The following is a 22,433-nucleotide window of genomic DNA, read 5'->3' as shown; positions in this document are numbered from 1 at the left end:
TCTTTCAGGCCTTGACGACGTTGGCGATTGTGGTGTGCACGGCGTTGCCCTTTGCCAGCGGCGACGGATGGTGCGACGTGAGAGTGTTGACCGAGCCGGCGATGTCGACCGGCAGGTCGAGGTTGGCGCCCGAAGGGGCTTTGACATCGGTCTTCGGGTCGTACCAGGCACCCTGGGGGATTGAGAGTGCGCCTGGGACGATGCGCTCGGTCACCTTTGCAGGCAGCCTGACGGTTCCGCGCTCGTTGTAGACGAACACTTCATCGTCGTTCTTGATGCCGCGTTCAGCAGCGTCAACAGGGTTGATCCACACCGACTGCGTGTGGGCTTCCTTCATCCAGTCGACGTTGCCGTAGCTGGAGTGAGTGCGGGCCTTGTAGTGGTGGCCGATGACCTGGAGCGGGTACTTCTCCGAGGTGCGAGCCTCGTGGACGCCTTCCCAGACCTCGGTGTATTCGGGGAGGGCGGTCAGCTTGTCGCCCTCGAGCTCGGGACGGAAGACTCCGAACTCCCACTTCTCAGCCATGGCTGCAAGGCGGCTCGAGTAGATCTCGATCTTGCCGGAGGGGGTCGGAAGCGGGTTCGCCTCGGGATCCTCGCGGAAGTCGGCTGCCGAAACGATTGGGCCAGCATTCCTGCGGTAGATACCCATCTCCTTCCACTCCTCGTAGGTCGGAAGCTCGGGATCCGCCTCGCGGCTGGCATCGATGGTGGCCTGGAGCCACTCTTCGCGGGTCTTGCCGCCCGTGAACTCATCCTTGATGCCGAGCCTGTCGGCGAGCTCGGTGCAGATGTCGTACATCGACTTGCACTCGTAGAGGGGATCGATCGCCTGGGTGGAGACGATGCCGTAGGCCATGGGGCCTGAGCCCTCACCGGGGTGGATGTCGGTCTCCTCGGCGGTGGACGTGCCGGGGAGGATGTAATCCGAGTAGCGCGCCGAAACCGTGTACTGGATGTCGCAGGTGACGATCAGCTCGGCGAGGGACTCGTCCTGGAGGATCTTCACGGTGCGGTTGTTGTCGCCGGTCTGGTTGACGAGCGAGTTCGAGCCGTACTGGAAGAGGGCCTTGATCGGGACCTCGAGGCTGATGTTGGTCGGGTTGCCCTCGTCATCGACCGGCACCTTGTTGGCGCGGACACCGGGGGCGACCTTCTCGCATACACCTGCGTTGAAGGTGTTGAGCTCGGGGCCGTGCTCGATCGCGTCCATCCAGCCGAAGACCGAGATGATCTTGTTCGATGCGTTGGGCTTCATCTCCGAGTAGAACGGGCTGGAGATGCCGAGTCCCTGTGCGGACTCGCGGGCACCGGTGCCGCCACCGGCGACGCCGATATTGCCGGTCACGGCTGCGAGGAGGAAGATCGCGCGAGCGGTGTTCTCACCGTTGGCGTGGCGCTGCGAGCCCCAGCCCTGCGTGATCGCGGCCGGCTTGGCGTTGGCGATCTCACGGGCGAGCTGCCTGATCTTCTGGGCGGGGACGCCGGTGATGTCGGCCGCCCACTCGGGGGTCTTCTCGACGCCGTCCGTGCCCTTGCCCTCGATGTAGGAGCGATATGAGGAGTTCTTCGGGGCCCCCTCGGGGAGGGTGTCCTCGTCGAAACCGACGCAGTACTTGTCGAGGAAGTCCTGATCCTGCAGGTCCTCCTCCAGCATGACGTGGATCATGCCGGCAATGAGCGCGGCATCCGTGCCTGGGCGCAGGCCGATCCACTCGTCGCCGAGGACCGCTGCGGTCTCCGAATAGCGCGGATCGATGACGATCGTGCGGACTCCGGAGATCTCCTTGGTCTTCTGGGTGACGAACAGCTGGCTCGCTCCACCCATACGTGTTTCGAGCGGGTTGTTGCCGAACATGACCTGGAGCTTCGAGTTCTTCGCATCATCGAAGGAGTTCGAGGAGAGCCAGGTGCCGTAGAAGTACGGGTAGGCCTGGGTGATGCCCGCGGTGGAGTAATCCGAGTAGTGGTCGAGGTAGCCGCCGTAGTAGTTGAGCATCCTGGCCAGCGGGCTCTGATCCGGCGGCCACGAGGACGACATGACGGTGCCGAGCACGCCGGTGCCGTACTGGATGTAGAACGCTTCGTTGCCGTAGCGTCCCTTGATGTCTTCCATCTTCTCGGCGATCTCGTCGAGAGCCTGCTCCCAGGAGATCTCTTCCCACTGCTCGTCGCCGCGCTTCGTGCCGGGCACGCGCTTCATCGGCTTCTTGAGACGGTCGGGGTTGTAGATGCGGTGGCGCTGCGAGCGGCCACGGACACACGCGCGAACCTGCTGGTTGCCGAGCTCGTTATCGCCGGTGTTATCAGGGAGGACGCGGACAACGGTCCCGTCCTTCACCTGGAGGCGGAGGGGGCAGCGGGAGCCGCAGTTGACGGTGCAGGCAGACCAGACGGTCGCGTCCGCATCCTCAACGCCCTCCGCGGCGTTGGCCACGGTGCTGGGCATGCCGAGATGAGCGGCAGTGGCGACGAGGGCTGCAGAGCCGCCGGCGACGCCGGACCACTTCATAAAGGAACGACGCGACAGCCCGCGTCGGCCCCCAGCTTCAACAATTGTCATTGTGAACCTCCCAAGGTTGCTTGCTAGTTGTTGAATAATTGCAGTTTTGCGGTTGTAAATAGGGGCACTATGGGACCTTCGTCTAACTCACGAGATTTCCGATTTGGCCCAGTTACCGGAAAATACCCCGATCTCGAGATACCGCGACAACCTGGGGAAATGTCACTTCCTGAAAGCGGCCTTGGAAATTAATGGACGAAGAAGTGACCTGGGTCCCAGGGAGTGATCGACGTCCAATTAAGGTAAGCCACTGTTGCGGAAATGGTGCGGGCAGGAATTGGTGCGAGAGGCAGGTGTCCAGAGCATGAACGGGGTCGGTCGTGGCGGCCCGCCCAGCCTGCCGGCGGTGGGGTACGACAAGGGGGATGAGGTCCGGATATCCCGGAGAGCTCATCCCCCTCAAACGGTGCGGTGTGCCCGCGACCTCTTACACCCGGCTGTGACGCTTGATCTGGACCAGCGAGGTGTGGCCCGGATTGCCCTTCGCGAGCGGGGACGGGTGGTACTTCATGATGGTGTTGATGTTGCCGCCGAGATCGACGCCATCCTTGTCGGGCGTATACCAGGCGCCCTGGGGCACGGAGACGACACCGGGTGCGATGCGCGGGGTGACGCGAGCTTCGGTCCGCAGTGTCCCCCGGGGGCTGAACACGTCGACGATGTCGCCGTTCTCAATATCCCGGTCTGCCGCATCCTTCGGGTTGATCCACACCATCTGCGGATGCGCCTCGAGGTTCTTGGCCAGGTTTGCGTACGAGGAGTGTGTGCGGCCCTTGTAGTGGTGGGCGATGCACTGGAGTGGGTATTCCGTGTTCTCACGTGCCTCGAGGGCGCCCTCCCACGTGTCGATCTGCTCGGGTAGCGCCGTGAGCTTGTCTCCCTCGGTCACGCCCTCGAAGACCCAGGTCTTCGCCATCTCAGCAAGCTGAGCGGAGTAGATCTCGATCTTCCCGGACGGGGTCATGAGCGGGTTCGCCTCCGGGTCCTCGCGGAAGTCCTTCATGGCGATCGTCGTGCCCGCGGGGTTGTGGTGGCGGTACACGCCCATCTGCTCCATCTTCTCCTCGGACGGGAAGTCGGGGAAGTCGGCCTTCGTGCCCTCGAACAGCCAGGTGCGCCACTCCTCCTGGGTGCGGCCCTGAGTGAACTCCTCCTCGACGCCGAGACGCTTCGCGATCTCCGTGCACATCTCGTAGCCGATCTTGGTCTCGTAGAGCGGCTCGATGGCCTTGCCGCCCCAGATCGCCCAGCCCATGTCGCCACAACTGCCGCCGGGGATGAGGTCGTTCTCCTCGAAGTTCGTGGTCGAGGGCAGGACGATATCGCCCCAGTCGCAGCTCGGGGTCCACTGGTGGTCGATGACGACGATGAACTCGCACTTGCTGTCGTCCTTGAGCGTCTCCTGAGTGACGTGGACCCCGTTGTGCTGGTTGATGAGCGTGTTCGAGGCGTTGACGACCATGAGCTTGATGCCGACGTCGAGCTTCTCTTTGCCGCGCACGCCGTCCTTGACATCCGTCATCGACGGTCCGTCATTGATGGCATCGATCCAGTTGAAGCACGAGATCTGAGTGCTGACAGGAGGGGCCTCACCGTCGAACAGGGGGAACGCCTTGACGGGGATCCTGTAGTTGCCCTCACGGGCGCCGTTGCCGCCGCCCTTGACGCCGATCTGGCCGATCGCTGCTGCGAGTGTGAAGACGGCGCGCGCCGCATTCTCACCGTTGGCGTGGCGCTGGACGCCCCAGCCCTGCGTCACGGCGCACGGCTTCGTTGTCGCGATCTCGCGGGCGAGCCGGCGAATCCGGTCGGCAGGGACGCCGGTGATATCCGCGGCCCACTCGGGGGTCTTCTCGATCCCATCGGGGCCCTTGCCCTCGAGGTAGGAGCGGTAGGAGGAGTGCTTCGCGGCGCCCTCGGGGAGGGTGTCCTCGTCGAAGCCGACGCAGTAGGTGTCGAGGAAGTCCTGATCCTGGAGGTCCTCGGTCACCATGACGTGGATCATGCCAGCGATGAGAGCAGCATCGGTGCCCGGACGGATCGGGACCCATTCGCCATCCGCATCGACAGCAGTATCGTTGTAGCGCGGATCGATTGAGATCGTGCGGACGCCGAAGTCTTTGCGGATCCTCTGGACGACGCCGAGCTCGCCGCCGCCTGACATTCGCGTCTCGAGCGGGTTGTTGCCGAACATGACCTGAAGCTGCGAATGCTGAGCATCCTCAAGGGAGTTCGAGCCCATCCAGCCGCCGTACTGGTAGGGGAATGCGGCGGTGATCTGTGCGGTGGAGTAATCGCCGTACTGGCCGAGGTAGCCGCCGAAGGTGTTGATGAGGCGGGGCCACGTGCCGCGCTTCGTGATGTTGCCGCCCGTCGAGCCCGAGCCGTAGTGGTACCAGAGAGCCTCGTTGCCGTACTCGTCCTTGACGCGCTTCATCTCGGACGCGATCGTGTCGAAGGCCTCCTCCCAGGAGATCTCCTCCCACTTACCCTCGCCGCGCGCGCCGACGCGCTTGACCGGCTTCTTGATGCGGTCGGGGGAGTAGATCCGCTCGCGCTGGTTGAGTCCACGCACGCACGCGCGGATCTGAAGGTCGCCCAGCTCATCTGAGCCGGTGTTGTCCGGGAGGACGCGCACAACGGTGCCATCCTTGACCTGGAGGCGGAGCGGGCAGCGGGACTGACAGTTGGCGAGGCAGGCGTTCCAGACGGTGGCGTCGACACCCTCCATGCCATCCGCAGCAGCGGCGGGGGCGATTCCGGGCATGCCGACATGGGCGGCCGTGGCTACGAGCGCTGCAGATCCTCCTGCAACGCCTGACCACTTCATGAATGAACGTCTTGAGACCCTGTGGTCCGCAATCGAAGTCATTGAGAGCTCCTTAAAGTGTGGCTTCACTTCAGGGTCCATTCAGTGTTCTGGCGGATGTCGGGCTGAAGGTCCTACGACGGGGCTCGCAAATCGGACATGGCGATCGCATCAATCGTCTTGTTGGTGCGGATTCCTCCCTGTCGACGCGAGGAGGAAAAGGTGTCAGCGTGCATGGTGGACGAATGTCGTCCGAGTTGACGGATATTTGGACAGACAGATGTAGGTTAATACGGATTTATGGTGGTTTGTCCGATTTTCTAAGGATGTGCGCGCACTGTCGTCGCGAGCCGCCCAATGGCGCTGCGGCGAGACCATCACGCGAGCGGAGCGCCTGCTGGTTCCACGACAGCGGCCGGCCCCAGGGAGGGGCCGGCCGGTTGAGGTGACTGTGATGCGGGTGCTTCTCATCCGCCCGCGAAGGGCGGCAGAACGTCGACCTTCGCGCGTTCCGGGAGGACCGTGACGTCATCGGCGCTCACGCCGTTGACGAGCAGGGCGGAGATGCCGACTAGGCGGGAGAATTCACCCGGCCTCTGATGGGCGAGCTGCGAGCGGAGTTGGCCGGCGGTCATGCCATCGGGAATGGCGATGAGCTCGGTCGGTGTGCCCGCGGCCTCGGCCACGGAAGCGAAGTATCGTATCTCTACCATTTATCCACCTATTGCACTCATGGGGCGATCCGGTTGGAGGAAGCCCTCATCGTCGATGCCGTGACCGGCCTTCTTGACCCACATCGCACCGCGCCACAGGTTGGCGATCTCCTCGTCGGTCGCCCCGCCCCTCATCATTCCCATGAGGTCGATCTCGGAGTCCCCGAAAAGGCAGTTGCGGATCTTGCCGTCCGCCGTCAGGCGGGTGCGGTCGCAGGTGCCGCAGAACGGGCGGGTGACCGAGGCGATGATGCCGACACTGCCGGTGGGGTGATGGGGGCTCGAGGCCTCCCACAGCTCGGCGGGTGAGGTGCCGCGCACCGTGTCGCCCAGTGGCGTCAGCTCGAACTCGGTCTCGAGCATGCCGAGGATGTCCTCGGCGGTGATCATGTCGCTGCGCTTCCACGAGCCTCGCGGGCCGAGCGGCATGTATTCGATGAAGCGCAGCTGGTAGCCGTTGTCGAGGCAGAACTTGAGCAGCGGCACCGCCTGATCGTCATTGACGCCGGGCATGAGGACGGCGTTGATCTTGACCGGGGTCAGGCCGACCTCCTGAGCCACCCTCGCTCCCTCGACCGCATCCTTGAGCCGGTCGCGCCGCGTGAGGCGTGCGTAGACCTCCGGCTCGATCGAGTCGATGGAGATGTTGACGCGGTCGAGGCCTGCAGCCTTGAGTTTCGCTGCCCTCTTCGAGAGCCCAAGGGCATTGGTCGTGAGCGACAGCTCGGGCTTGTGGCCGAGGTGATTCGTCATCTGCGATGCGGCGGTGACGATCGATTCGAGACCCTTGCGCAGCAGCGGCTCGCCGCCTGTGAACCGGACCTCCTCGACCCCGAGGTGGGTGAGGGAGATGCTGATGAGGCGGACGATCTCGTCGTCGGTGAGGAGCCGATCGCTGGGAAGCGGGTCGATGCCCTCGGCAGGCATGCAGTACTGGCATCGCAGGTTGCACTTGTCGGTGAGGGAGACCCGCAGATCGCGGCCGATCCGGCCGAAGCGGTCTGTGAGAAGCGGAGTGTCTGGGCGCTCCGACACGTCCGGCACTGCGCTGCGCACGGACGGGATTCCCAAAACGACACTTCCACTCATGCCTCCAAGATATGGCAGAGTGCCCATTTTCTCCAGGTTTGCATGTGGAAATGCATGTTGGCCACGACACGCAGACAACATGAGAACGCTGACCCAGGGACTTCAGTCTCACAGGCGGAGGGTGGATTCTGTGATCTATCCTGCATCGTTCGTAGGATGGTCGGAGGAGGTTCAATGTCTATCCATGAACTGAGCGCACTCGAGCTCGCCGCATCCATCCGATCCGCCGAGGTCTCGGCCCACGAGGTCCTCGACCATACCTTTGCCCGCATCGCCGACTTCCCCGAGGTGGGCGCCTTCGCGCATCTGACCGAAGAGCTGGCGCGCCGGCAGGCGGACGAGACGGATGCGCGGGTGGCGCAGGGTTCCACTCGACCATTCGACGGGGTGCCGCTCCCGATTAAGGACGCGACCCCGGTCGCCGGCCAGCCCTGGGAGCAGGGCGCCGCCATCTTCGTCGGCAATGTCGCCCAGCAGGACGATGGCGTCGTCACGCTGCTGAAGGAGGCGGGGACCCTCATGGTCGGCAAGACGTCGGCCCCGGAGTTCAGCTTCCCCGCCTACACGGAACCGGAGATCGGGCCGCCCGCCCGCACCCCGTGGGATGTCAGCAGAACCGCCGGAGGTTCCTCGGGCGGCGCGGCCGCGGCCGTGGCGACCGGCATGGTCCCTGCCGCCCACGCCTCCGACGGCGGCGGCTCCATCCGCATTCCCGCCGCCGCCTGCGGCGCGGTGGGCTTCAAGGCCTCGCGTGGGGTTGTCTCGCCGGGACCGGCCGGGGTCAGTGGATCCGGTCTGACAACCCACGGGGTCATCACCCGCACGGTCGAGGACTCGGCGGCCCTGCTCGACGTGCTCGCGAAGCCGTGGCCGGGCGAGAGCTATCACGCGCCTCGCGATGAGGTGCTTGACCTTGCGGGCAGCTACCTTGAGGCGAGCAGAAAGGCCACTGGCCTGCTGCGGATCGGGCTGCTCCTCGAGCCGCTCAATGTCGACTCCGTCGACCTCTATCCCCACGCCGAAGAGGCGGCCCTCCGGCTCGCAGGCACCCTCGAATCCCTCGGGCATTCGGTGACACGAGTGCACAGACCCTTCACGCCCGAGGACTGGCTCGCCTTCATGCCGCTCTGGACGGGTGCGGCCGCAGCGATCCCCCTGTCGAAGGAGGACGAGGAGTCCGTCACCGATTTGACGCGGTGGCTGCGGGAGGAGGGGCGCAGGCTGAGCGCCGCCGACTTCGCGATCGCCATCAGCGCCGTCCAGACGCTCGCCCGCAAGGCGGCGACCGGCTGGTCCGATGTCGATGTCATCCTCACCCCGACCCTGTCCGGTCCGCCCGTCCACCCGGGGGAGATCAGGCTCCCCGACGGGAAGGCGGACTTCGAGGCGCAGATGAGGTTCACGCCGTGGGCGAGCGCGTGGAACATGACGGGCAACGCCTCGATCACCCTGCCCGTCCATCGAGCCGAGGTCGATGGGGTCGAGCTTCCCTTCGGCGCCATGCTCGGGGCGGTGCGGCCGGGCGGGGATGCTCTGCTCCTCTCCCTCGCCCGTGACATCGAGCAGGCGGATCCGTGGCCGACCATCCGCGAACCGGGGCTCGATCACTCCCGGTGAGGGCCCAGCGGACTCTGGTCCGGACCCGCGTGCACCGAGGTTGGCACCACATCCAGAGTTGAGTGGAATAGACTCAAGTTTATCTGCGTTCTATCCTGTGAAGCATCAGTACGTGAAGGAGTCTCATGGATAAGCTGACAACCAAGTCGCAGGAGGCCATCTCCTCCGCGCTGGAGATGGCAGTCCGGGCCGGCAATCCTCAGCTCGAACCGATTCATCTCCTCGCCGCCCTGCTCGGGCAGAACGAGGGCGTCGCCATCGGTATGCTCGACGCGATCGGCGTCGATCGGGGTGCCCTCAATCAGCGCGTACAGGCGACGCTCACCGCGCTTCCCGGCGCGCAGGGTTCCTCAGTCGCCCAACCGGCCGCCTCCCGTCCGTTCAGCCTCGTGCTGTCGGATGCGGGGAAGGAGGCGACCGCGCTCGGCGACGCCTACGTCTCGACCGAACACCTCCTCATGGGGCTCGCGGCCTCGCAGTCGAGCGCTGGCGACATCCTCCGCTCGGCCGGCGCCGGCCGTGACCAGCTGCAGGACGTCCTCGGCCAGGTTCGCGGCAGCCGACGCGTCGACTCCCCGGACCCCGAGGGCACGTACGACGCGCTCGAGAAGTACGGCCAGGACCTCACCCAGATCGCCCGCGACGGCAAGCTCGACCCGGTCATCGGCCGGGACACGGAGATCCGCCGGGTCGTCCAGGTCCTCTCGCGCCGCACGAAGAACAACCCCGTCCTCATCGGTGAGCCCGGCGTCGGCAAGACCGCCGTCGTCGAAGGCCTCGCCCAGCGCATCGTCGACGGCGATGTGCCCGAGTCTCTGCGCGGCAAGCGACTCATCGCCCTCGACATCGCCGCCATGGTGGCGGGCGCCAAGTACCGCGGGGAGTTCGAGGAGCGCCTCAAGGCGGTCCTCCAGGAGATCAAGGACTCCGACGGTGAGATCGTCACCTTCATCGACGAGCTCCACACCGTCGTCGGTGCGGGCCGCGGCTCGGATGGGTCGATGGACGCGGGCAACATGCTCAAGCCCATGCTGGCCCGCGGCGAGCTGCGCCTCGTCGGTGCGACCACGCTCGACGAGTACCGCGAGAACATCGAGAAGGACCCGGCGCTCGAGCGGCGGTTCCAGCAGATCTTTGTCGGCGAGCCCTCGGTCGATGACACGGTCGCGATCCTCCGCGGCATCGCCCCCAAGTACGAGGCCCACCACAAGGTGACGATCTCCGACGGTGCGCTCGTCGCGGCGGCGGAGCTGTCCGATCGCTACATCTCCGGCCGTCAGCTCCCCGACAAGGCGATCGATCTCGTCGATGAGGCGGCGTCACGGCTGCGCATGGAGCTCGACTCCTCGCCCGAGGAGATCGACACCCTCCAGCGCCAGGTCGACCGGCTGAAGATGGAGGAGTCCTACCTCGTCGACACGCTTGGTGATGACACGGATGCCGAGCGGCTCGACAAGATCCGCAGCGAACTCGCCGACAGGTCGGAGGAGCTCGCCGCACTCAATGCCCGGTGGGAGAACGAGAAGGCCGGCCGCAACCGCGTCGGCGACCTCAAGGTGAGGCTCGACGAGCTCCGCACGGAACTCGAGCGGGCGATCCGCGAGGGCCGCTATGAGGATGCCGGCCGGATCCAGAACGGCGACATCCCCGAGGTCGAGCAGAGAATCGCCGAGGGTGAGGCGGACGAGTCCCCGGATGACGGCCTCGAGCCGATGATCGCCGAGCATGTCGACGCGGACGAGATCGCCCAGGTGGTCGCCGCCTGGACCGGCATCCCCGTCGGCCGGCTGCTCGCGACCGAGACCGAGAAGCTCCTCCACATGGAGGACGTCATCGGCCAGCGCCTCGTCGGTCAGAAGGAGGCCGTCGCCTCCGTGTCGGACGCTGTGCGGCGCAGCCGTGCGGGCATCGCGGACCCGAATCGGCCCACCGGCTCGTTCCTGTTCCTCGGCCCGACCGGCGTCGGCAAGACGGAGCTCGCGAAGTCGCTCGCGGACTTCCTCTTCGACGATGAGCGGGCCATGATCCGAATCGATATGTCGGAGTACTCGGAGAAGCACTCGGTTGCCCGTCTCGTCGGTGCGCCTCCGGGCTACGTCGGCTATGAGGAGGGCGGTCAGCTGACCGAGGCGGTGCGCCGACGGCCCTACGCCGTCGTCCTCCTCGACGAGGTCGAGAAGGCCCACCCGGAGGTCTTCGACATCCTCCTCCAGGTACTCGACGATGGTCGACTGACCGATGGTCAGGGCAGGACGGTCGACTTCCGCAACGTCATCCTCATCCTCACCTCGAACCTCGGCTCACAGTTCCTCGCGGACCCGACGCTGAGCGAGGAGGAGAAGAGGGCGGCTGTCGACCGGACAGTCCAGGGAGCCTTCAAGCCTGAGTTCCTCAACCGCCTCGATGACATCGTCTACTTCAGGCCACTCGGCATGAGCGAGATCGCCAGCATCGTCGAGCTTCAGGTCGCGCACCTGGCACAGCGGCTCCAGAGCCGCCGGATCACACTCGATGTCACCCCGAGAGCGCGGGACTACCTGGCCGTCGAGGGATACGATCCCGCCTACGGTGCCCGGCCGCTCCGCCGCCTCATCCAGCGGGAGATCGGCGACGAGCTCGCCAGGCTCATCCTCGCCGGCACGGTCAGCGACGGCGACACCGTCATGGTCGATTCCCCCGAGGATCTCGGCCAGGGTATGACCCTCACCGTCGTCTCCACCGAACCGGTCGCCTGACACCGGTCGATCGACCCTGTGGGGCCAGCCGCGATGAGCGGCTGGCCCCACAGCCGTCTGTCCTTCGTTCAAGGACAGAGCCGATTCTGATGTGTGAGCAGCGCCTGCGGCCATGCGGCAACACGCGAGTGTCCTTCAGGCGCCATCAGGCACAGCCATAGGCACAGTCATCAGGCAGCGCGCCCAGCAGGACGGCCGTCAGTGGTCCGGTTCAGGCAAGCGGCGTCTGCTGATGGAGGACGAGTCGCCATCCACCTCTGTTCTCATACGTGGACACCATGTCGGCTCTGTAGGTCGCCGTCCCGCGGGTGCCAGTGAATCGGTAGATGATCGCGGCGGCGTTCGAGCCGAGCATGCGCAGCGACACGTCGGACAGATCGACGCTGTCCCAGGGCGGGGACTGCTCGAGCCCCGCGATCGCCTCCTCGAGGGACGCGATCATGCCCGGCATGATGAACAGGGCATCGGGTCTGCAGATATGCCGATAGAAGCCAATATCCGCAGAGGAGAGACGGTGTTCGTAGGCCAGCAGGTCATCGAGGAGTGCCATGGCAGCACTGTAGATGAGTCTGGGGCTGCGTGAGCAGCCCCAGACAGATCAGTCGATCAGATTGTGGCGCGGACGGCCTTCGCCGCGGCGACCAGGTTCGTGAGGGAGGCGATCGTCTCCTCGTAGCCGCGCGTCTTGAGGCCGCAGTCCGGGTTGACCCAGAGCAGGTCCGGATCGACGGACTCGACGGCGAGCTCGAGCAGGGAGGTCAGCTCCTCGACGGACGGCACACGGGGGGAGTGGATGTCCCACACGCCCGGGCCGACGCCCTGCGCGAAGCCGTGCTCCTTGAGATCGGGGAGCACCTCCATGCGTGAGCGGGCTGCCTCGATTGAGGTGACATCCGCGTCGAGTGCCGCGATCGCGTCGATGATCTGCCCGAACTCCGAGTAGCAGAGGTGGGTGTGGATCTGCGTCGCGGGCTCGACTCCCGCCGTCGCGGCGTTGAATGCTCCCACCGACCAGGCAAGGTAGTCGGCGTGCCTCGACTGATCGAGGGGGAGCAGCTCGCGAAGGGCCGGCTCATCGACCTGGATGACGGCTGCGCCGGCCTCCTCCAGAGCGGCCACCTCATCCCGCAGGGCCAGAGCGATCTGGTCAGCGACCTCGGAGAGGGGAATGTCCCGGCGGACGAACGACCAGGCGATGATCGTGACGGGCCCGGTGAGCATGCCCTTGACGGGACGGTCGGTGAGCGACTGGGCGTAGGACCACCACGGCACCGTCATCTCCCGCGACTTCGCCACGTCACCCCAGAGGATCGAGGGCCTCGTGCATCGCGAACCGTAGGACTGGACCCAGCCGTGCTTCGTCACCGCAAAGCCGTCGAACAGCTCCGCGAAGTACTGGACCATGTCATTGCGCTCGGCCTCGCCGTGGACGAGGACATCGACGTCGAGTTCCTCCTGAAGACGGATCGTGCGCTCGATCTCCTCCTTCATCCGCGCCTCGTACGCCGCGTTGTCGATGTCGCCCCGGGCGTGCGCGGCGCGGGCCTGGCGCACCTCGGCGGTCTGTGGGAAGGAGCCGATCGACGTGGTCGGCAGGTCCGGCAGACCGAGGCGTGCCGCCTGGGCGGCCCGGCGCTCGGCATAGTCGCCGCGCGTCCGATCCGCACCCGTCAGGGCGGCGACGCGCTCGCGGACTGCGGGGACCGAGACACCCTCGGTCGCGGCGCGCTGCGCGAGGACAGCGGCGTTCGCATCGAGCTCAGCCCTGATGGAGTCGAGGCCGGTGCGGATGCCGCGGTCGAGGAGGACGACCTCACCGACCTTCTGGTCCGCGAAGGCGAGCCAGGCGTGGAGGTTCTCGTTGAGCGCGGGATCGTCCCAGGTTTCAAGGGCCGTGTCGTGGGGGACGTGCTGGAGGGAGGTGGCGGTGCCGACAAGGACATCGGCTCCAAGCCCCCGGGCGGCCTCGAGCTTCTCGGCAGCCGCAGAGAGGTCGGTCGCCCAGATATTGCGGCCGTCGACCACGCCGGCGACAAGGGTCCGTCCGGCCAGATCCGAGGGGCTGACCCCCTCGTTCGCGAGGGACTCCGGCGTCGGGAGTGTGCCGCGGTCGAGGTCGACGCCGATCGCCTCGACACCCGTCCTCACAAGGGCGGGGAAGACGGCCGAGGAATCGCCGTAGGGTGCGGCGAGGAGGATGTTGGGGCGGTTCTCGCGTGCCGCCAGGCCCGTCCAGACCTGCTCGACGAGGTGGGCGATCTCGGTGCGGGGGACGGTGAGATTATCCGAGACAAGCGCCGGCTCATCGAACTGGACCCACTGGGCGCCGGCCTCGGCGAGCGCGGTGAGGAGCTCTCCGTAGGCGGCGACGACATCATCGAGGCGATCGAGGGGGCTGCCGTTCTCGCCGGCCGGCTTCGACAGGACGAGGTAGGTGACGGGGCCGACGATGACGGGACGGGTCGTGTAGCCCCACCCCTTCGCCTGCGTGAAGCGGTCGACAACATCCCGGTTCGCGAACGAGATCGGAGTATCGGGGCCGATCTCGGGGACGAGGTAGTGATAGTTCGTGTCGAACCACTTCGTCATCTCGAGCGGGGCGACGGACGAGTCGCCGCGCGCCAGCGCGAAGTACAGGTCGAGGCCCTCCCGGCCGGCGAAGCGCTCGGGCGCCGCCCCGAGGAGGTGGGTGACGTCGAGTACCTGGTCGTACAGTGAGGAGTTCTCCGGAAGCGAGGAGTCGTCCGCGCCGAGGCCGAGCTCAACGAGGCGGGCGAGGTTCGCCCGGCGGAGTTCTGCTTCGGCGGCCGCGAGACCGTCGGCGTCGATACCGCCGGCCCAGTAGGACTCGACCGCCTTCTTGAGCTCGCGCTTACGCCCGATTCGCGGATATCCGAGGATGGTGGATGGCAGTGACATGTATTTTCCCTTGGTGTGTGTCGGATCAGATCTGGTACTGGGGTGAGAGGCTGACGGCGGACGCTGTCGGCACGGGCCGCAGGGCATGATCGTCGGGCTCGTCATGGGTGATGCCGAGGCGGCGAAGGACGTCGAGGGACGGTTCCGCCCGGTTGAAGGTGTAGAGATGGAGGCCGGGGGCGCCCGCCTCGAGAGCCTGCCGGGCGAGCCAGGCCGCGTAGGACACCCCGATGTCGTACGCGTGGGTGCTCTCGCCGCTCTCGGCATCGGCCCGCTCCGCCTCCTCCATCGACTCGAGCAGCCCGCGTGGGGCAACGATCCCGGTCAGCTCGGCTGTGCGGTGGAGGCGACGCGATTCCACGGGCGGCAGGATGCCCGGCACGATCGGGATGTGGACGCCCGCACGGCGGCTGCGCGCCACGAAGTCGACATAGACGCTCGGATCCCAATACAGCTGGGTGATCGCGAAGCTCGCCCCCGCCGCCTGCTTGACGAGCAGGCGGTTCACCTCGTCATCGACGTTCGTGCCGGCGGCAGGGTTGCCGTTCGGGAACGCGGCGACGGCGATGGTGAGGGGGCGGAAAGCCTTTCGCAGGGCTGCCGAGGGGGATTCGGCGCAGGTCTTCTCCTCGATCTCGCGGATCGCGGCGACCAGCTCGACGGCCGACTGGAGGCTGTCGGGTGCGGGGGACCAGTCGGGATCCCCGACCGGCGGGTCGCCCCGCAGCGCGAGGAAGGTGCGCACCCCCGTGCGCAGGTACTTCGCGAGCTCCTCGTAGACGCCGGCGCGGGACATGCCGACGCACGTGAAGTGGGCGATCGGCTGGACGGGGGTGTGCCGGACCAGCTGGGCGATGACCTCGTGCGCCGTGTCCGCATTCCTGCCGCCGGCACCGTAGGTGACCGAGACGAAGTCGGGACGAAAATCCATGAGGCGCTTGACGGTGCCCCAGAACTTTGGAGCGTTATCGGGATTGCGGGGCGGCATGAGCTCGAAGGATACGAGGGGTCCACCGAAGATTGACGACATAAGAGATTCCTTTGACGTGTGCTCTGACAATACGCTTTCGGGCCGTTGAAAGGTTTCGTGTGAGCATGCCGGGGAAAGCCCCGGGAAGCTCAAGGAGTCAGCTGCACATTCGCGCGCGAAGATCCCCGGCGGAGCGGGTCATCGTCATCACAGGCGCGAACATGCCCCCATCTTCTCCGACATTCCCTCAGCGTCACACTCTGTCCAGAAGGTGATACGTACGTCTCGGAGAGCAGACGGGCCGGTCGTCCGCTGGGTGGGGGAATGCCCTGCGTGGGCCCTGCGTTGAGGGCGGTATGAAGATCGGCTTTCTCTCGTTCGGACATTGGACCGACCACCCGACCTCCCAGGTCCGCTCCGCCTCCGATTCGCTCCTCCAGAGCATCGACCTCGCCGTCGCTGCCGAGGAGCTCGGGGCGGACGGGGCCTACTTCCGGGTCCACCACTTCGCTCGGCAGCTCGCTTCACCGTTTCCGCTGCTCGCCGCGATCGGAGCCCGAACCGAGAGGATCGAGATCGGCACCGGGGTCATTGACATGCGGTAGCGCATATCGGGGTTGTAGCGTTGGAGTCATTGGCTACCGTCGTCTACAAGTACCTACACACTTGATCGGTGCTGCACGTTTCAGGGTCCGGGTGCGCGGCGTCCTGTCTGAGGTCCGCGATAGTGTCGCGCAGCACGGAGAGCTGCGCGATCTGCTGCTCGATCTCAGCGAGGCGCACGTCAAGCAGGTCGCGCACGTGCTCGCAGGGCGCATGGCCGCCGTCGCGGATGTCGAGGATCTGGCGGATCTGGGCGAGGGTGAGGCCCGCGGCCTGGCCGCGGTGGACGAAGTCGATCCGGGCGACCGTCTCGGGTGCGTAGTCGCGATAGCCGGACTGCGTGCGCTCGGCCGGCGGAAGCAGCCCCTGCCCCTCGTAGAAGCGGAGCGTCTTCGCCGTGGTGCCCGCGCGTTCGGCGAGTTCTCCGATGCGCATCGCGGCCTCCGATCGTTCGGCAGGAGCAGGCTTGACCTTCCCCTGCACTGGAAGGTCCAGTATGGCTGAGACAGAGCAGAAAGCCAAGGACTGACAGGAGCAGCGATGCCTACCAAGTACGACCTCGCCATCATCGGATCCGGAGGCGGAGCATTCGCCGCCGCCATCCGTGCGACCACGCTCGGCAAGTCGGTGGTGATGATCGAGCGCGGGACGCTCGGCGGCACCTGCGTGAACACCGGCTGCGTGCCGTCGAAGGCCCTCATCGCCGCTGCCGACACCCGTCACGTCGCCGCCGACGCTTCAGGCCGGTTCCCGGGGATCGCGGCGACGGCTGAGACAGTGGACATGCCTGCGCTGATCGCCGGGAAGCAGGCGCTGGTCGAGTCGTTGCGCGGCGAGAAGTACGCCGACGTCGCCGACTCCTACGGCTGGCAGGTCCGCCGCGGCGATGCATCGTTCGCCGGCGGCCCAGACGCCCCGGTACTGGAGATCATCGCCGGCGACGGGACGGTCGAGACCATCGAGGCCGACCACTTCCTGGTCGCGACTGGTTCTCGCCCGTGGGCTCCGCCGATCGACGGCCTGGAGGAGACCGGGTACCTGACCTCGACCACGGCAATGGAACTCGCTGAGGTTCCTGAGTCGTTGCTGGTGCTCGGCGGCGGCTACGTCGCCCTGGAGCAGGCGCAGCTGTTCGCTCGCCTCGGCTCGCAGGTCACGCTGCTGGTGCGGTCCCGGCTCGCCTCGAAGGAGGAGCCGGAGGTGTCCAAGGCGCTTCAGGAGGCGTTCGCCGACGAAGGCATCCGCGTCGTCCGCCGCGTGGTGCCCACCCGGGTCTCCCGCGGCACGGGAGGCGAGGCCGTCGTGACCGCCGACGTGTCCGGCGACTCGCAGGAGTTCCGCGCCGAGCAGGTGCTCGTCGCCCTCGGACGCCGTCCCGTCACCGATGGCCTGAACCTCGATGCGGTCGGGGTGAAGACCGGGGACTCCGGCGAGGTGGTCGTCTCCGACCGGCTGCGGTCCTCGAACCCGCGGATCTGGGCCGCGGGCGACGTGACCGGGCACCCCGAGTTCGTCTACGTCGCCGCCCACCACGGCACCCTCGTCGCCGAGAACGCGTTCGCCGACGCCGATCGTGCCGTCGACTATTCCCGCCTGCCGCGGGTGACGTTCACCGGGCCCGCGATCGGAGCGGTCGGGATGACCGAGAAGGAAGTGCTTGCTGCGGGGATCCGCTGCGATTGCCGCGTCCTGCCGCTGCACCACGTGCCCCGCGCGCTGGTCAACCGCGACACCCGCGGGTTCATCAAGATCGTCGTGAACGCCGACACGAACGAGATCCTCGGCCTGACCGCCGTCGCCAAGGACGCCGGAGAGCTCGCCGCCGCCGGTGTCCACGTGCTCGGCAAGACCGTCGCCGAGATCGCCGACGCCTGGGCTCCCTACCTGACGATGGCCGAGGGCATCCGGATCGCCACGAAGGCCTTCACCACCGACCCGTCGCTGCTGTCGTGCTGCGCATGACCGGCAGCGCAGGCAATCGGGGAGATCTCATCCTGAAGAGGTGCAGACGACGAGCGCCGATCAGGACCGCGACGAACGGCGCGCCGGTCCCGTCGTCGCTGCAGGGACCGGACTGCTCTTGCTGGCATGCTGCGCGCTTCCGTTGCTGCTCTGTTGCGGCCTGCCGCTCATCGCGGCGGGCGGAGCACTCGCGGGCGTCGGTGGGCTCCTCGGTAACCCCTGGATCATCGGTGCCGGGATCGCCGTCGTGATGGCCGTCACGGCGGGGATGCTCGTCAGGTTAGGGCGGCGGCACCGAGGCCGCAGGACCGGCTGCTGCGAAAATCCTTCGACCGCTGATCGGAACCGGTAGCTCGAGCGGATCCAGCCATCATCGCCACCTCGGCCACTTCGGCACCCCGCGACCCTTCCACGTCTCCACGAGACCGGCGGCCGAGCGGACGGACGCGAAGAGCCCGTAGCCGGCCCCGGCGAGACCCACGGAGACCACGAGCCAGCGCCCGATGCCGAGCCAGATGCGCCCGTCCACGTCGAGCGCCCACTGAGCGCCCGTGATGAGACCGGCGATGCCCATCCAGAGCCCGGCGACGACCACGACCACCGGCAGCAGGGCGAGGCACATCGCAGCGGCGGCCGACCAGAGCTGACGCGCTTCGAGCTTCGCCGTCGCCGCCATCATCCGCTCGGCGCGCTCGTTCGAGGCGTCGAGGTTCGCGGTCATCGTGGCCGAGGCCTCCCCGGCGACCTGCTCGACGGCCTTCTCGACCCGCTCCTCAGTACGCTTCTCGATCCGCTGCACCGCGCCGCCGACCTGGCTCACAAGCTTCTGGTTCGTTGTGGCCTGCACCTTCAGACCCTCAATCGCCGAGGCCGTAGCCGCGCGATTCTTCTGCGCCTCCGCGACCAAGGTTCGCGACGCGGCGTTCAAGCTCTCGCCGTTGAGACTCTGCGCGAACTCGCCGAGCGTGCTCGCGATCTCGTTCTGCCTGCTCTCGATACTCGCGATCCTCGCGGACACGTCGCTGGAGGGCGAGGAGGTCGACGCCGGGGTCGTGATCCGCTCCAGCCGCCTCGTCGTCTCCTCGTCCATGACCTTCACGAACCCCGCGAGCTTCTTCTGCTGCTCGGTCAGCGTGGCAATCCTCGTATTCTGCGCCTCGACGGCGGCGAGGATCGAGGTCAACAGCTCCATCGTCTCCGGACTGCCGAGCGGCTGCGGCGACTGCACGGGCCCGTTCTGCTGCTTCAGCCTGTCGAGCGCTGCGCTCATGTTCCTGCTCCTTCTGCTGCTGGTGGTAGTCGAAGAACGCCTGCGCGCCCTCCGGGGTGAAGTCCGCCGAGAGCGCGCTCGCGCGTTTGCGGCGATCGGCGCGGCCGGACTCGCCGCGGCGGTCCTCGATGTAGAGCGTCCAGGTCTCCTGCCCGGCGCGCTTGCCCTTCTTGCTGACGGGGCTGTGCAGCCGCATCCTCGGCACACGTTCCCCGGCGTCGTCGAGCTGCTGGTTCTGCTCCTCGATCACCGCTTCGAGACCGGCCTTGTCCACCACGCGGGGGTCGGCCAGTGCGGCGCTCATCCGGTCACCCATCTCGCGGTCGAGCCCGCCCTCCTCGAAGTCCTCGCGGCGCAGCTCCCAGTCCTTCGGCGCGTGCTCCAGCCGCTTCACGACCGAGAGCCCGTGCTCTCGCATCAGCTCGTCGTTCGCCGACTGCACGCCCCGCTGGTTCCCGGCCTTGCGATCGTGGAACGTCCGGTAGTCCGAGAGCGCCTTTCCGGTCCGGTTGCTGTGATTGATGACCAAGATGTGGTTATGCGGCTTTCTGCCCCGGCCATCCACGTGACTGACCACGAGGCAGTCCGAGTCGGGGTGCATCCTCTTCGCGAGCTGATAGCCGAGATCGTTCACCCGCTGCACGTGCTCCGGGTTCTTCGGGTCGAACTCCTCGTCGCTGAAAGACTGCCGGTAATGCAGCGCCTCGACCTCGCGCGTGGTGTTCTGCGTGAGCGCCCGTGCGCGCGCCGAGAATGCGCCAGGGCCTCCCGGCACTTCGCACGTGATCGCGACGCCCCGCTCGTCCTCCTTCCCGCGGATATAGCGCTCGGCGTCGGCGGCGCTGGTGCTCGGGCTGTAGTGGGTGGTGCTCATGCGGCCGTCCGATCCCCGAGCAAGGCGCGGACCTCGCGCAGCAGCTCGATCAGCTCGGGCACCTCCGACGACAGCGCCACCGCCTCACCGGCGCGCGCGCGGCGATCCAAGTCGTTGACGTTGATCGCCAGCGGGCGCACCTGGGCAGCCAGCTCACGAGCGTCCGCCGACGCCTGCACACGCGCCTCGACCCCGAGCAGGTGCGCCGCCACGGCGGCGTCCAACTCCTCCGAGCGGGAGGCGTGGAGGGCATCGCGTACGACGGTCCGTACCCACGTGCTCGGAGCCAGCCCGAGCCGCTTCGCAAGAGTGCGAAGCGCCGCGAGCGTCTCCTCCCCGAAGTCGGTATCGAGCTTCGCGCGGCCCCCACGACGACGCTTCGCGCCGCCGTGACTCTGACGCACAGCCTCCGCATCAGCCCGACCGGTGTTCACCTGGGAGTCGGTCTGCTGCTCCACCTGTACGCCAGAGTGGCAAGCAGTAGGCCTGTCGGACACATCGCTGACGCTCGTGTCCTCCAGCCCTGCTTGCGAGGGGCCTCCGGCCCCCTCGACCCCCTGGAAGAGCGAATGCTGATCGGTGCTCATGCGGCACCTTCGATCAGCGCCAGCGGCACGTCCGGACTTCGCACCGCGAGCCCGCTGAGCAGCTCCGCGACCGCACCGTCCGCGTCGTGTTCCGCCGAGGTCTCCGGACCGTACGTCAGTTCCCGCGACCCGGCGTTCTGGTGGTACGCGTTGCCGTACATGCCGGGCGTGTGCGCGGCGGTCGGGATGCTGCACTGGTGCCACTCGTAGGGCTCGATCTTCCCGATGTGCTGCACGAGGTAGCGGTTGATGTCGTCGGCGCGGTAGACCTTCACGACCGACGCCAGGCGGCGGATGAACTGGTCCAGCGCCTCGTCCACGTTGCCCTTCTGGCGGGCGTAGTAGAAGAACTCGACCGGCTCGATCGTCGCCGTAATCACGATGAGGCGCGGAGCCACCTCGCCCTTGTTCTTGTACCGAGCCTTCGCAGGCGAGGCGTTATACGGATCGAGCAGCAGCAGCCAATCGTTCGCGTCCATCGCCGAGGCCCGCAGATCGTCCAGCAGCAGCACCTCCTCGCCCCGCCAGTCATCCAATGGGTTCCCCGTCGCGGCACGGTAGACCTGCCACCGCTCGCCATGTGCATTGGCCGCGCTAATCGCCTCGGTGATGAAATCCGTTGCGAACCGAGTCTTGCCGATCCCGGCATCCCCGTGGACGAACACCACGTGCGTCGAGAAGGCACCGGCGCGCAGCTTCGCGGCCGCCCGGTACGCGCGGCGCTGGCCGTAGGCCGACAGCGCGTCGTCGATCTCCCGCTGATGCCGCGAGTAGATGTCGAACAGTTCGTCCGTGAGCATGATCTGATCCCGCGTGATTTCGCCCTGCAGCACCCGCTCCCGCATGTCCTCGAAGTTCTCCGCGACGACCTTCTTCTTCACGTGGGCGCGCCCCTTGAGCCAGGTCTCCCGGCGCTGGGCGTCGATCCCGAGGTAGTCCGGCCCGCGCACCGTGGCGACCTCCGACGGCGCGTACTGATGCTTGTCCGCATACTTCACGTGAGTCAGGTACGACAGCATGTTGTCGAAGGCGTACCGACCGCGGCCCGGCTTCTCGACGTACTGGGGCTCGACGCCGATGCCGAACGCGAGCCGATCCAGCGGCGCGCTCTTCGCACGGCTGGCGAACTTGATGACCGCGTGCAGGTGATCGGGCTTCGGCTCGACCACCAGAGCCTTCTCCGTGTCGCTCCAGACCTCGCGCTCATCCTTGTCGTGCACGATTCCGTAGGCCTCGATGACCCCGCAGCCGATGGCCTCGAGCCGCTGCGCGACGTAGGCGAGGATCGCCCCGGCTCCCTGCTCGAGCAGCGCGGCCCCGTTCGGGTCCTCGGCAGCCCAGGTCCAGTACGACGGATCGAGGTACTGCGTGAGCCCGATGCTCGTCGGGTTGTTCTCCTGCTTAGCCACGGCGACCACCCCCGTCGCAGGCGGCGTGGAGGGCCGCAGAGGGGGTGCGGCGCCTAAATGACCCCGTATTGACCCCCAAATGAGACCTCAAATGAACCCGCGAGGCGACGCGACGCAGCGAAGACGGAATCGGCTTCTGACCAGGCGCGTTGTTGCAAGGCGCGGCAATCGACAAGCCCTTGCCGCGCCCGTAGGAACGAATGAGGCCCCCGAAACTCTTGGAGTGCGAAGCACGGCTGCGGACCGTCATCACGGCGATGGGCAGCCCGCCTTCGGCGGGTGCCAGGCCAGGCCCTCCGGGCGGGGTCAGGTC

The 22,433-nt window shown here is 66.8% G+C and carries 16 protein-coding genes; 4 read left to right on the top strand and 12 right to left on the bottom strand.

Translation table 11 applies throughout. From position 1 onward, the window contains the following. Positions 1 to 4 precede the first annotated feature (4 nt). The 4 genes from EJO69_RS07380 to moaA form a co-directional block, all read right to left on the bottom strand. A complete protein-coding gene (locus EJO69_RS07380) occupies positions 5 to 2,563 on the bottom strand; it encodes a DMSO/selenate family reductase complex A subunit (protein WP_126040642.1) in 2,559 nt (852 codons plus the stop codon). A gap of 427 nt (positions 2,564 to 2,990) precedes the next feature. Beyond that, positions 2,991 to 5,435 (bottom strand): DMSO/selenate family reductase complex A subunit, encoded by a 2,445-nt coding sequence (locus EJO69_RS07375; RefSeq protein WP_126040640.1) that lies wholly within the window; start codon positions 5,433 to 5,435, stop codon positions 2,991 to 2,993. Between the two features lie 404 nt (positions 5,436 to 5,839). Continuing rightward, positions 5,840 to 6,085 (bottom strand): MoaD/ThiS family protein, encoded by a 246-nt coding sequence (locus EJO69_RS07370; protein ID WP_126040638.1) that lies wholly within the window; start codon positions 6,083 to 6,085, stop codon positions 5,840 to 5,842. Beyond that, positions 6,086 to 7,174, bottom strand: coding sequence for a GTP 3',8-cyclase MoaA (gene moaA / locus EJO69_RS07365; RefSeq protein WP_211331381.1), 1,089 nt, complete (start codon positions 7,172 to 7,174; stop codon positions 6,086 to 6,088). A 174-nt stretch (positions 7,175 to 7,348) separates the two neighbouring features. On the opposite strand from moaA, the gene EJO69_RS07360 reads away from it, so the two are divergent. Then, positions 7,349 to 8,791 carry an amidase gene (locus EJO69_RS07360; RefSeq protein WP_126040634.1) on the top strand — a complete coding sequence of 481 codons (1,443 nt, stop codon included), beginning with the start codon at positions 7,349 to 7,351 and terminating at the stop codon, positions 8,789 to 8,791. Positions 8,792 to 8,916: 125 nt separating this feature from the next. Continuing rightward, the gene (gene clpB / locus EJO69_RS07355; RefSeq protein WP_126040632.1) at positions 8,917 to 11,526 is read left to right on the top strand and encodes an ATP-dependent chaperone ClpB; all 2,610 of its coding nucleotides are present in this window, start codon (positions 8,917 to 8,919) and stop codon (positions 11,524 to 11,526) included. 211 nt (positions 11,527 to 11,737) lie between these two features. Here clpB and EJO69_RS07350 read toward each other — a convergent pair whose 3' ends face one another. Genes EJO69_RS07350 through EJO69_RS07340 form a run of 3 tightly spaced genes read right to left on the bottom strand, consistent with a single transcriptional unit; the run spans position 11,738 to position 15,475 of the window. After that, on the bottom strand, positions 11,738 to 12,076 hold the full coding sequence (locus EJO69_RS07350) for a DUF4440 domain-containing protein (RefSeq protein WP_126040630.1): 339 nt from the start codon (positions 12,074 to 12,076) through the stop codon (positions 11,738 to 11,740). Between the two features lie 56 nt (positions 12,077 to 12,132). Beyond that, a complete protein-coding gene (gene metE, locus EJO69_RS07345) occupies positions 12,133 to 14,445 on the bottom strand; it encodes a 5-methyltetrahydropteroyltriglutamate--homocysteine S-methyltransferase (RefSeq protein WP_126040628.1) in 2,313 nt (770 codons plus the stop codon). 25 nt (positions 14,446 to 14,470) lie between these two features. Beyond that, positions 14,471 to 15,475 (bottom strand): methylenetetrahydrofolate reductase, encoded by a 1,005-nt coding sequence (locus EJO69_RS07340; RefSeq protein WP_126040626.1) that lies wholly within the window; start codon positions 15,473 to 15,475, stop codon positions 14,471 to 14,473. Between the two features lie 296 nt (positions 15,476 to 15,771). On the opposite strand from EJO69_RS07340, the gene EJO69_RS07335 reads away from it, so the two are divergent. Further along, complete coding sequence (locus EJO69_RS07335) at positions 15,772 to 16,020, top strand: LLM class flavin-dependent oxidoreductase (protein WP_211331380.1); 249 nt, start codon at positions 15,772 to 15,774, stop codon at positions 16,018 to 16,020. A 43-nt stretch (positions 16,021 to 16,063) separates the two neighbouring features. On the opposite strand, the gene EJO69_RS07330 is transcribed toward EJO69_RS07335, so the two are convergent. Then, a complete protein-coding gene (locus tag EJO69_RS07330; protein WP_006215441.1) occupies positions 16,064 to 16,453 on the bottom strand; it encodes a heavy metal-responsive transcriptional regulator in 390 nt (129 codons plus the stop codon). 105 nt (positions 16,454 to 16,558) lie between these two features. On the opposite strand from EJO69_RS07330, the gene merA reads away from it, so the two are divergent. Beyond that, positions 16,559 to 17,980: a mercury(II) reductase gene (gene merA, locus EJO69_RS07325; RefSeq protein ID WP_126040624.1), complete on the top strand. Its 1,422-nt coding sequence runs from the start codon at positions 16,559 to 16,561 to the stop codon at positions 17,978 to 17,980. A gap of 370 nt (positions 17,981 to 18,350) precedes the next feature. On the opposite strand, the gene EJO69_RS07315 is transcribed toward merA, so the two are convergent. The 4 genes from EJO69_RS07315 to EJO69_RS07300 are packed head-to-tail and all read right to left on the bottom strand — an operon-like array spanning position 18,351 to position 22,120. Then, complete coding sequence (locus EJO69_RS07315; protein ID WP_006215443.1) at positions 18,351 to 18,827, bottom strand: hypothetical protein; 477 nt, start codon at positions 18,825 to 18,827, stop codon at positions 18,351 to 18,353. Positions 18,828 to 18,837: 10 nt separating this feature from the next. Beyond that, on the bottom strand, positions 18,838 to 20,124 hold the full coding sequence (locus EJO69_RS07310) for a relaxase/mobilization nuclease domain-containing protein (protein ID WP_126040622.1): 1,287 nt from the start codon (positions 20,122 to 20,124) through the stop codon (positions 18,838 to 18,840). After that, on the bottom strand, positions 20,121 to 20,711 hold the full coding sequence (locus EJO69_RS07305; RefSeq protein ID WP_126040620.1) for a hypothetical protein: 591 nt from the start codon (positions 20,709 to 20,711) through the stop codon (positions 20,121 to 20,123). Before EJO69_RS07305 ends, EJO69_RS07310 begins: the two co-directional genes overlap by 4 nt. Next, a complete protein-coding gene (locus EJO69_RS07300) occupies positions 20,708 to 22,120 on the bottom strand; it encodes a Rep family protein (protein ID WP_245993563.1) in 1,413 nt (470 codons plus the stop codon). The genes EJO69_RS07305 and EJO69_RS07300 overlap by 4 nt, the downstream gene beginning before the upstream one ends. Between the last annotated feature and the right edge of the window lie 313 nt (positions 22,121 to 22,433).

It is taken from the genome of Flaviflexus salsibiostraticola (genome assembly GCF_003952265.1).
GTDB classification, from domain to species: domain Bacteria; phylum Actinomycetota; class Actinomycetes; order Actinomycetales; family Actinomycetaceae; genus Flaviflexus; species Flaviflexus salsibiostraticola.
The sequence above is the reverse complement of the archived record's forward strand: the minus strand, read 5'-3'. Positions and strand labels throughout refer to the sequence as shown.

Excerpts from the sequence above, each read along its gene's own strand:
- EJO69_RS07380 (WP_126040642.1), bottom strand. The coding sequence starts at position 2,563 with ATGACAATTGTTGAAGCTGGGGGCCGACGCGGGCTGTCGCGTCGTTCC.
- EJO69_RS07375 (WP_126040640.1), bottom strand. The coding sequence starts at position 5,435 with ATGACTTCGATTGCGGACCACAGGGTCTCAAGACGTTCATTCATGAAG.
- EJO69_RS07370 (WP_126040638.1), bottom strand. The coding sequence starts at position 6,085 with ATGGTAGAGATACGATACTTCGCTTCCGTGGCCGAGGCCGCGGGCACA.
- moaA (WP_211331381.1), bottom strand. The coding sequence starts at position 7,174 with ATGAGTGGAAGTGTCGTTTTGGGAATCCCGTCCGTGCGCAGCGCAGTG.
- EJO69_RS07360 (WP_126040634.1), top strand. The coding sequence starts at position 7,349 with ATGTCTATCCATGAACTGAGCGCACTCGAGCTCGCCGCATCCATCCGA.
- clpB (WP_126040632.1), top strand. The coding sequence starts at position 8,917 with ATGGATAAGCTGACAACCAAGTCGCAGGAGGCCATCTCCTCCGCGCTG.
- EJO69_RS07350 (WP_126040630.1), bottom strand. The coding sequence starts at position 12,076 with ATGGCACTCCTCGATGACCTGCTGGCCTACGAACACCGTCTCTCCTCT.
- metE (WP_126040628.1), bottom strand. The coding sequence starts at position 14,445 with ATGTCACTGCCATCCACCATCCTCGGATATCCGCGAATCGGGCGTAAG.
- EJO69_RS07340 (WP_126040626.1), bottom strand. The coding sequence starts at position 15,475 with ATGTCGTCAATCTTCGGTGGACCCCTCGTATCCTTCGAGCTCATGCCG.
- EJO69_RS07335 (WP_211331380.1), top strand. The coding sequence starts at position 15,772 with ATGAAGATCGGCTTTCTCTCGTTCGGACATTGGACCGACCACCCGACC.
- EJO69_RS07330 (WP_006215441.1), bottom strand. The coding sequence starts at position 16,453 with ATGCGCATCGGAGAACTCGCCGAACGCGCGGGCACCACGGCGAAGACG.
- merA (WP_126040624.1), top strand. The coding sequence starts at position 16,559 with ATGCCTACCAAGTACGACCTCGCCATCATCGGATCCGGAGGCGGAGCA.
- EJO69_RS07310 (WP_126040622.1), bottom strand. The coding sequence starts at position 20,124 with ATGAGCACCACCCACTACAGCCCGAGCACCAGCGCCGCCGACGCCGAG.
- EJO69_RS07305 (WP_126040620.1), bottom strand. The coding sequence starts at position 20,711 with ATGAGCACCGATCAGCATTCGCTCTTCCAGGGGGTCGAGGGGGCCGGA.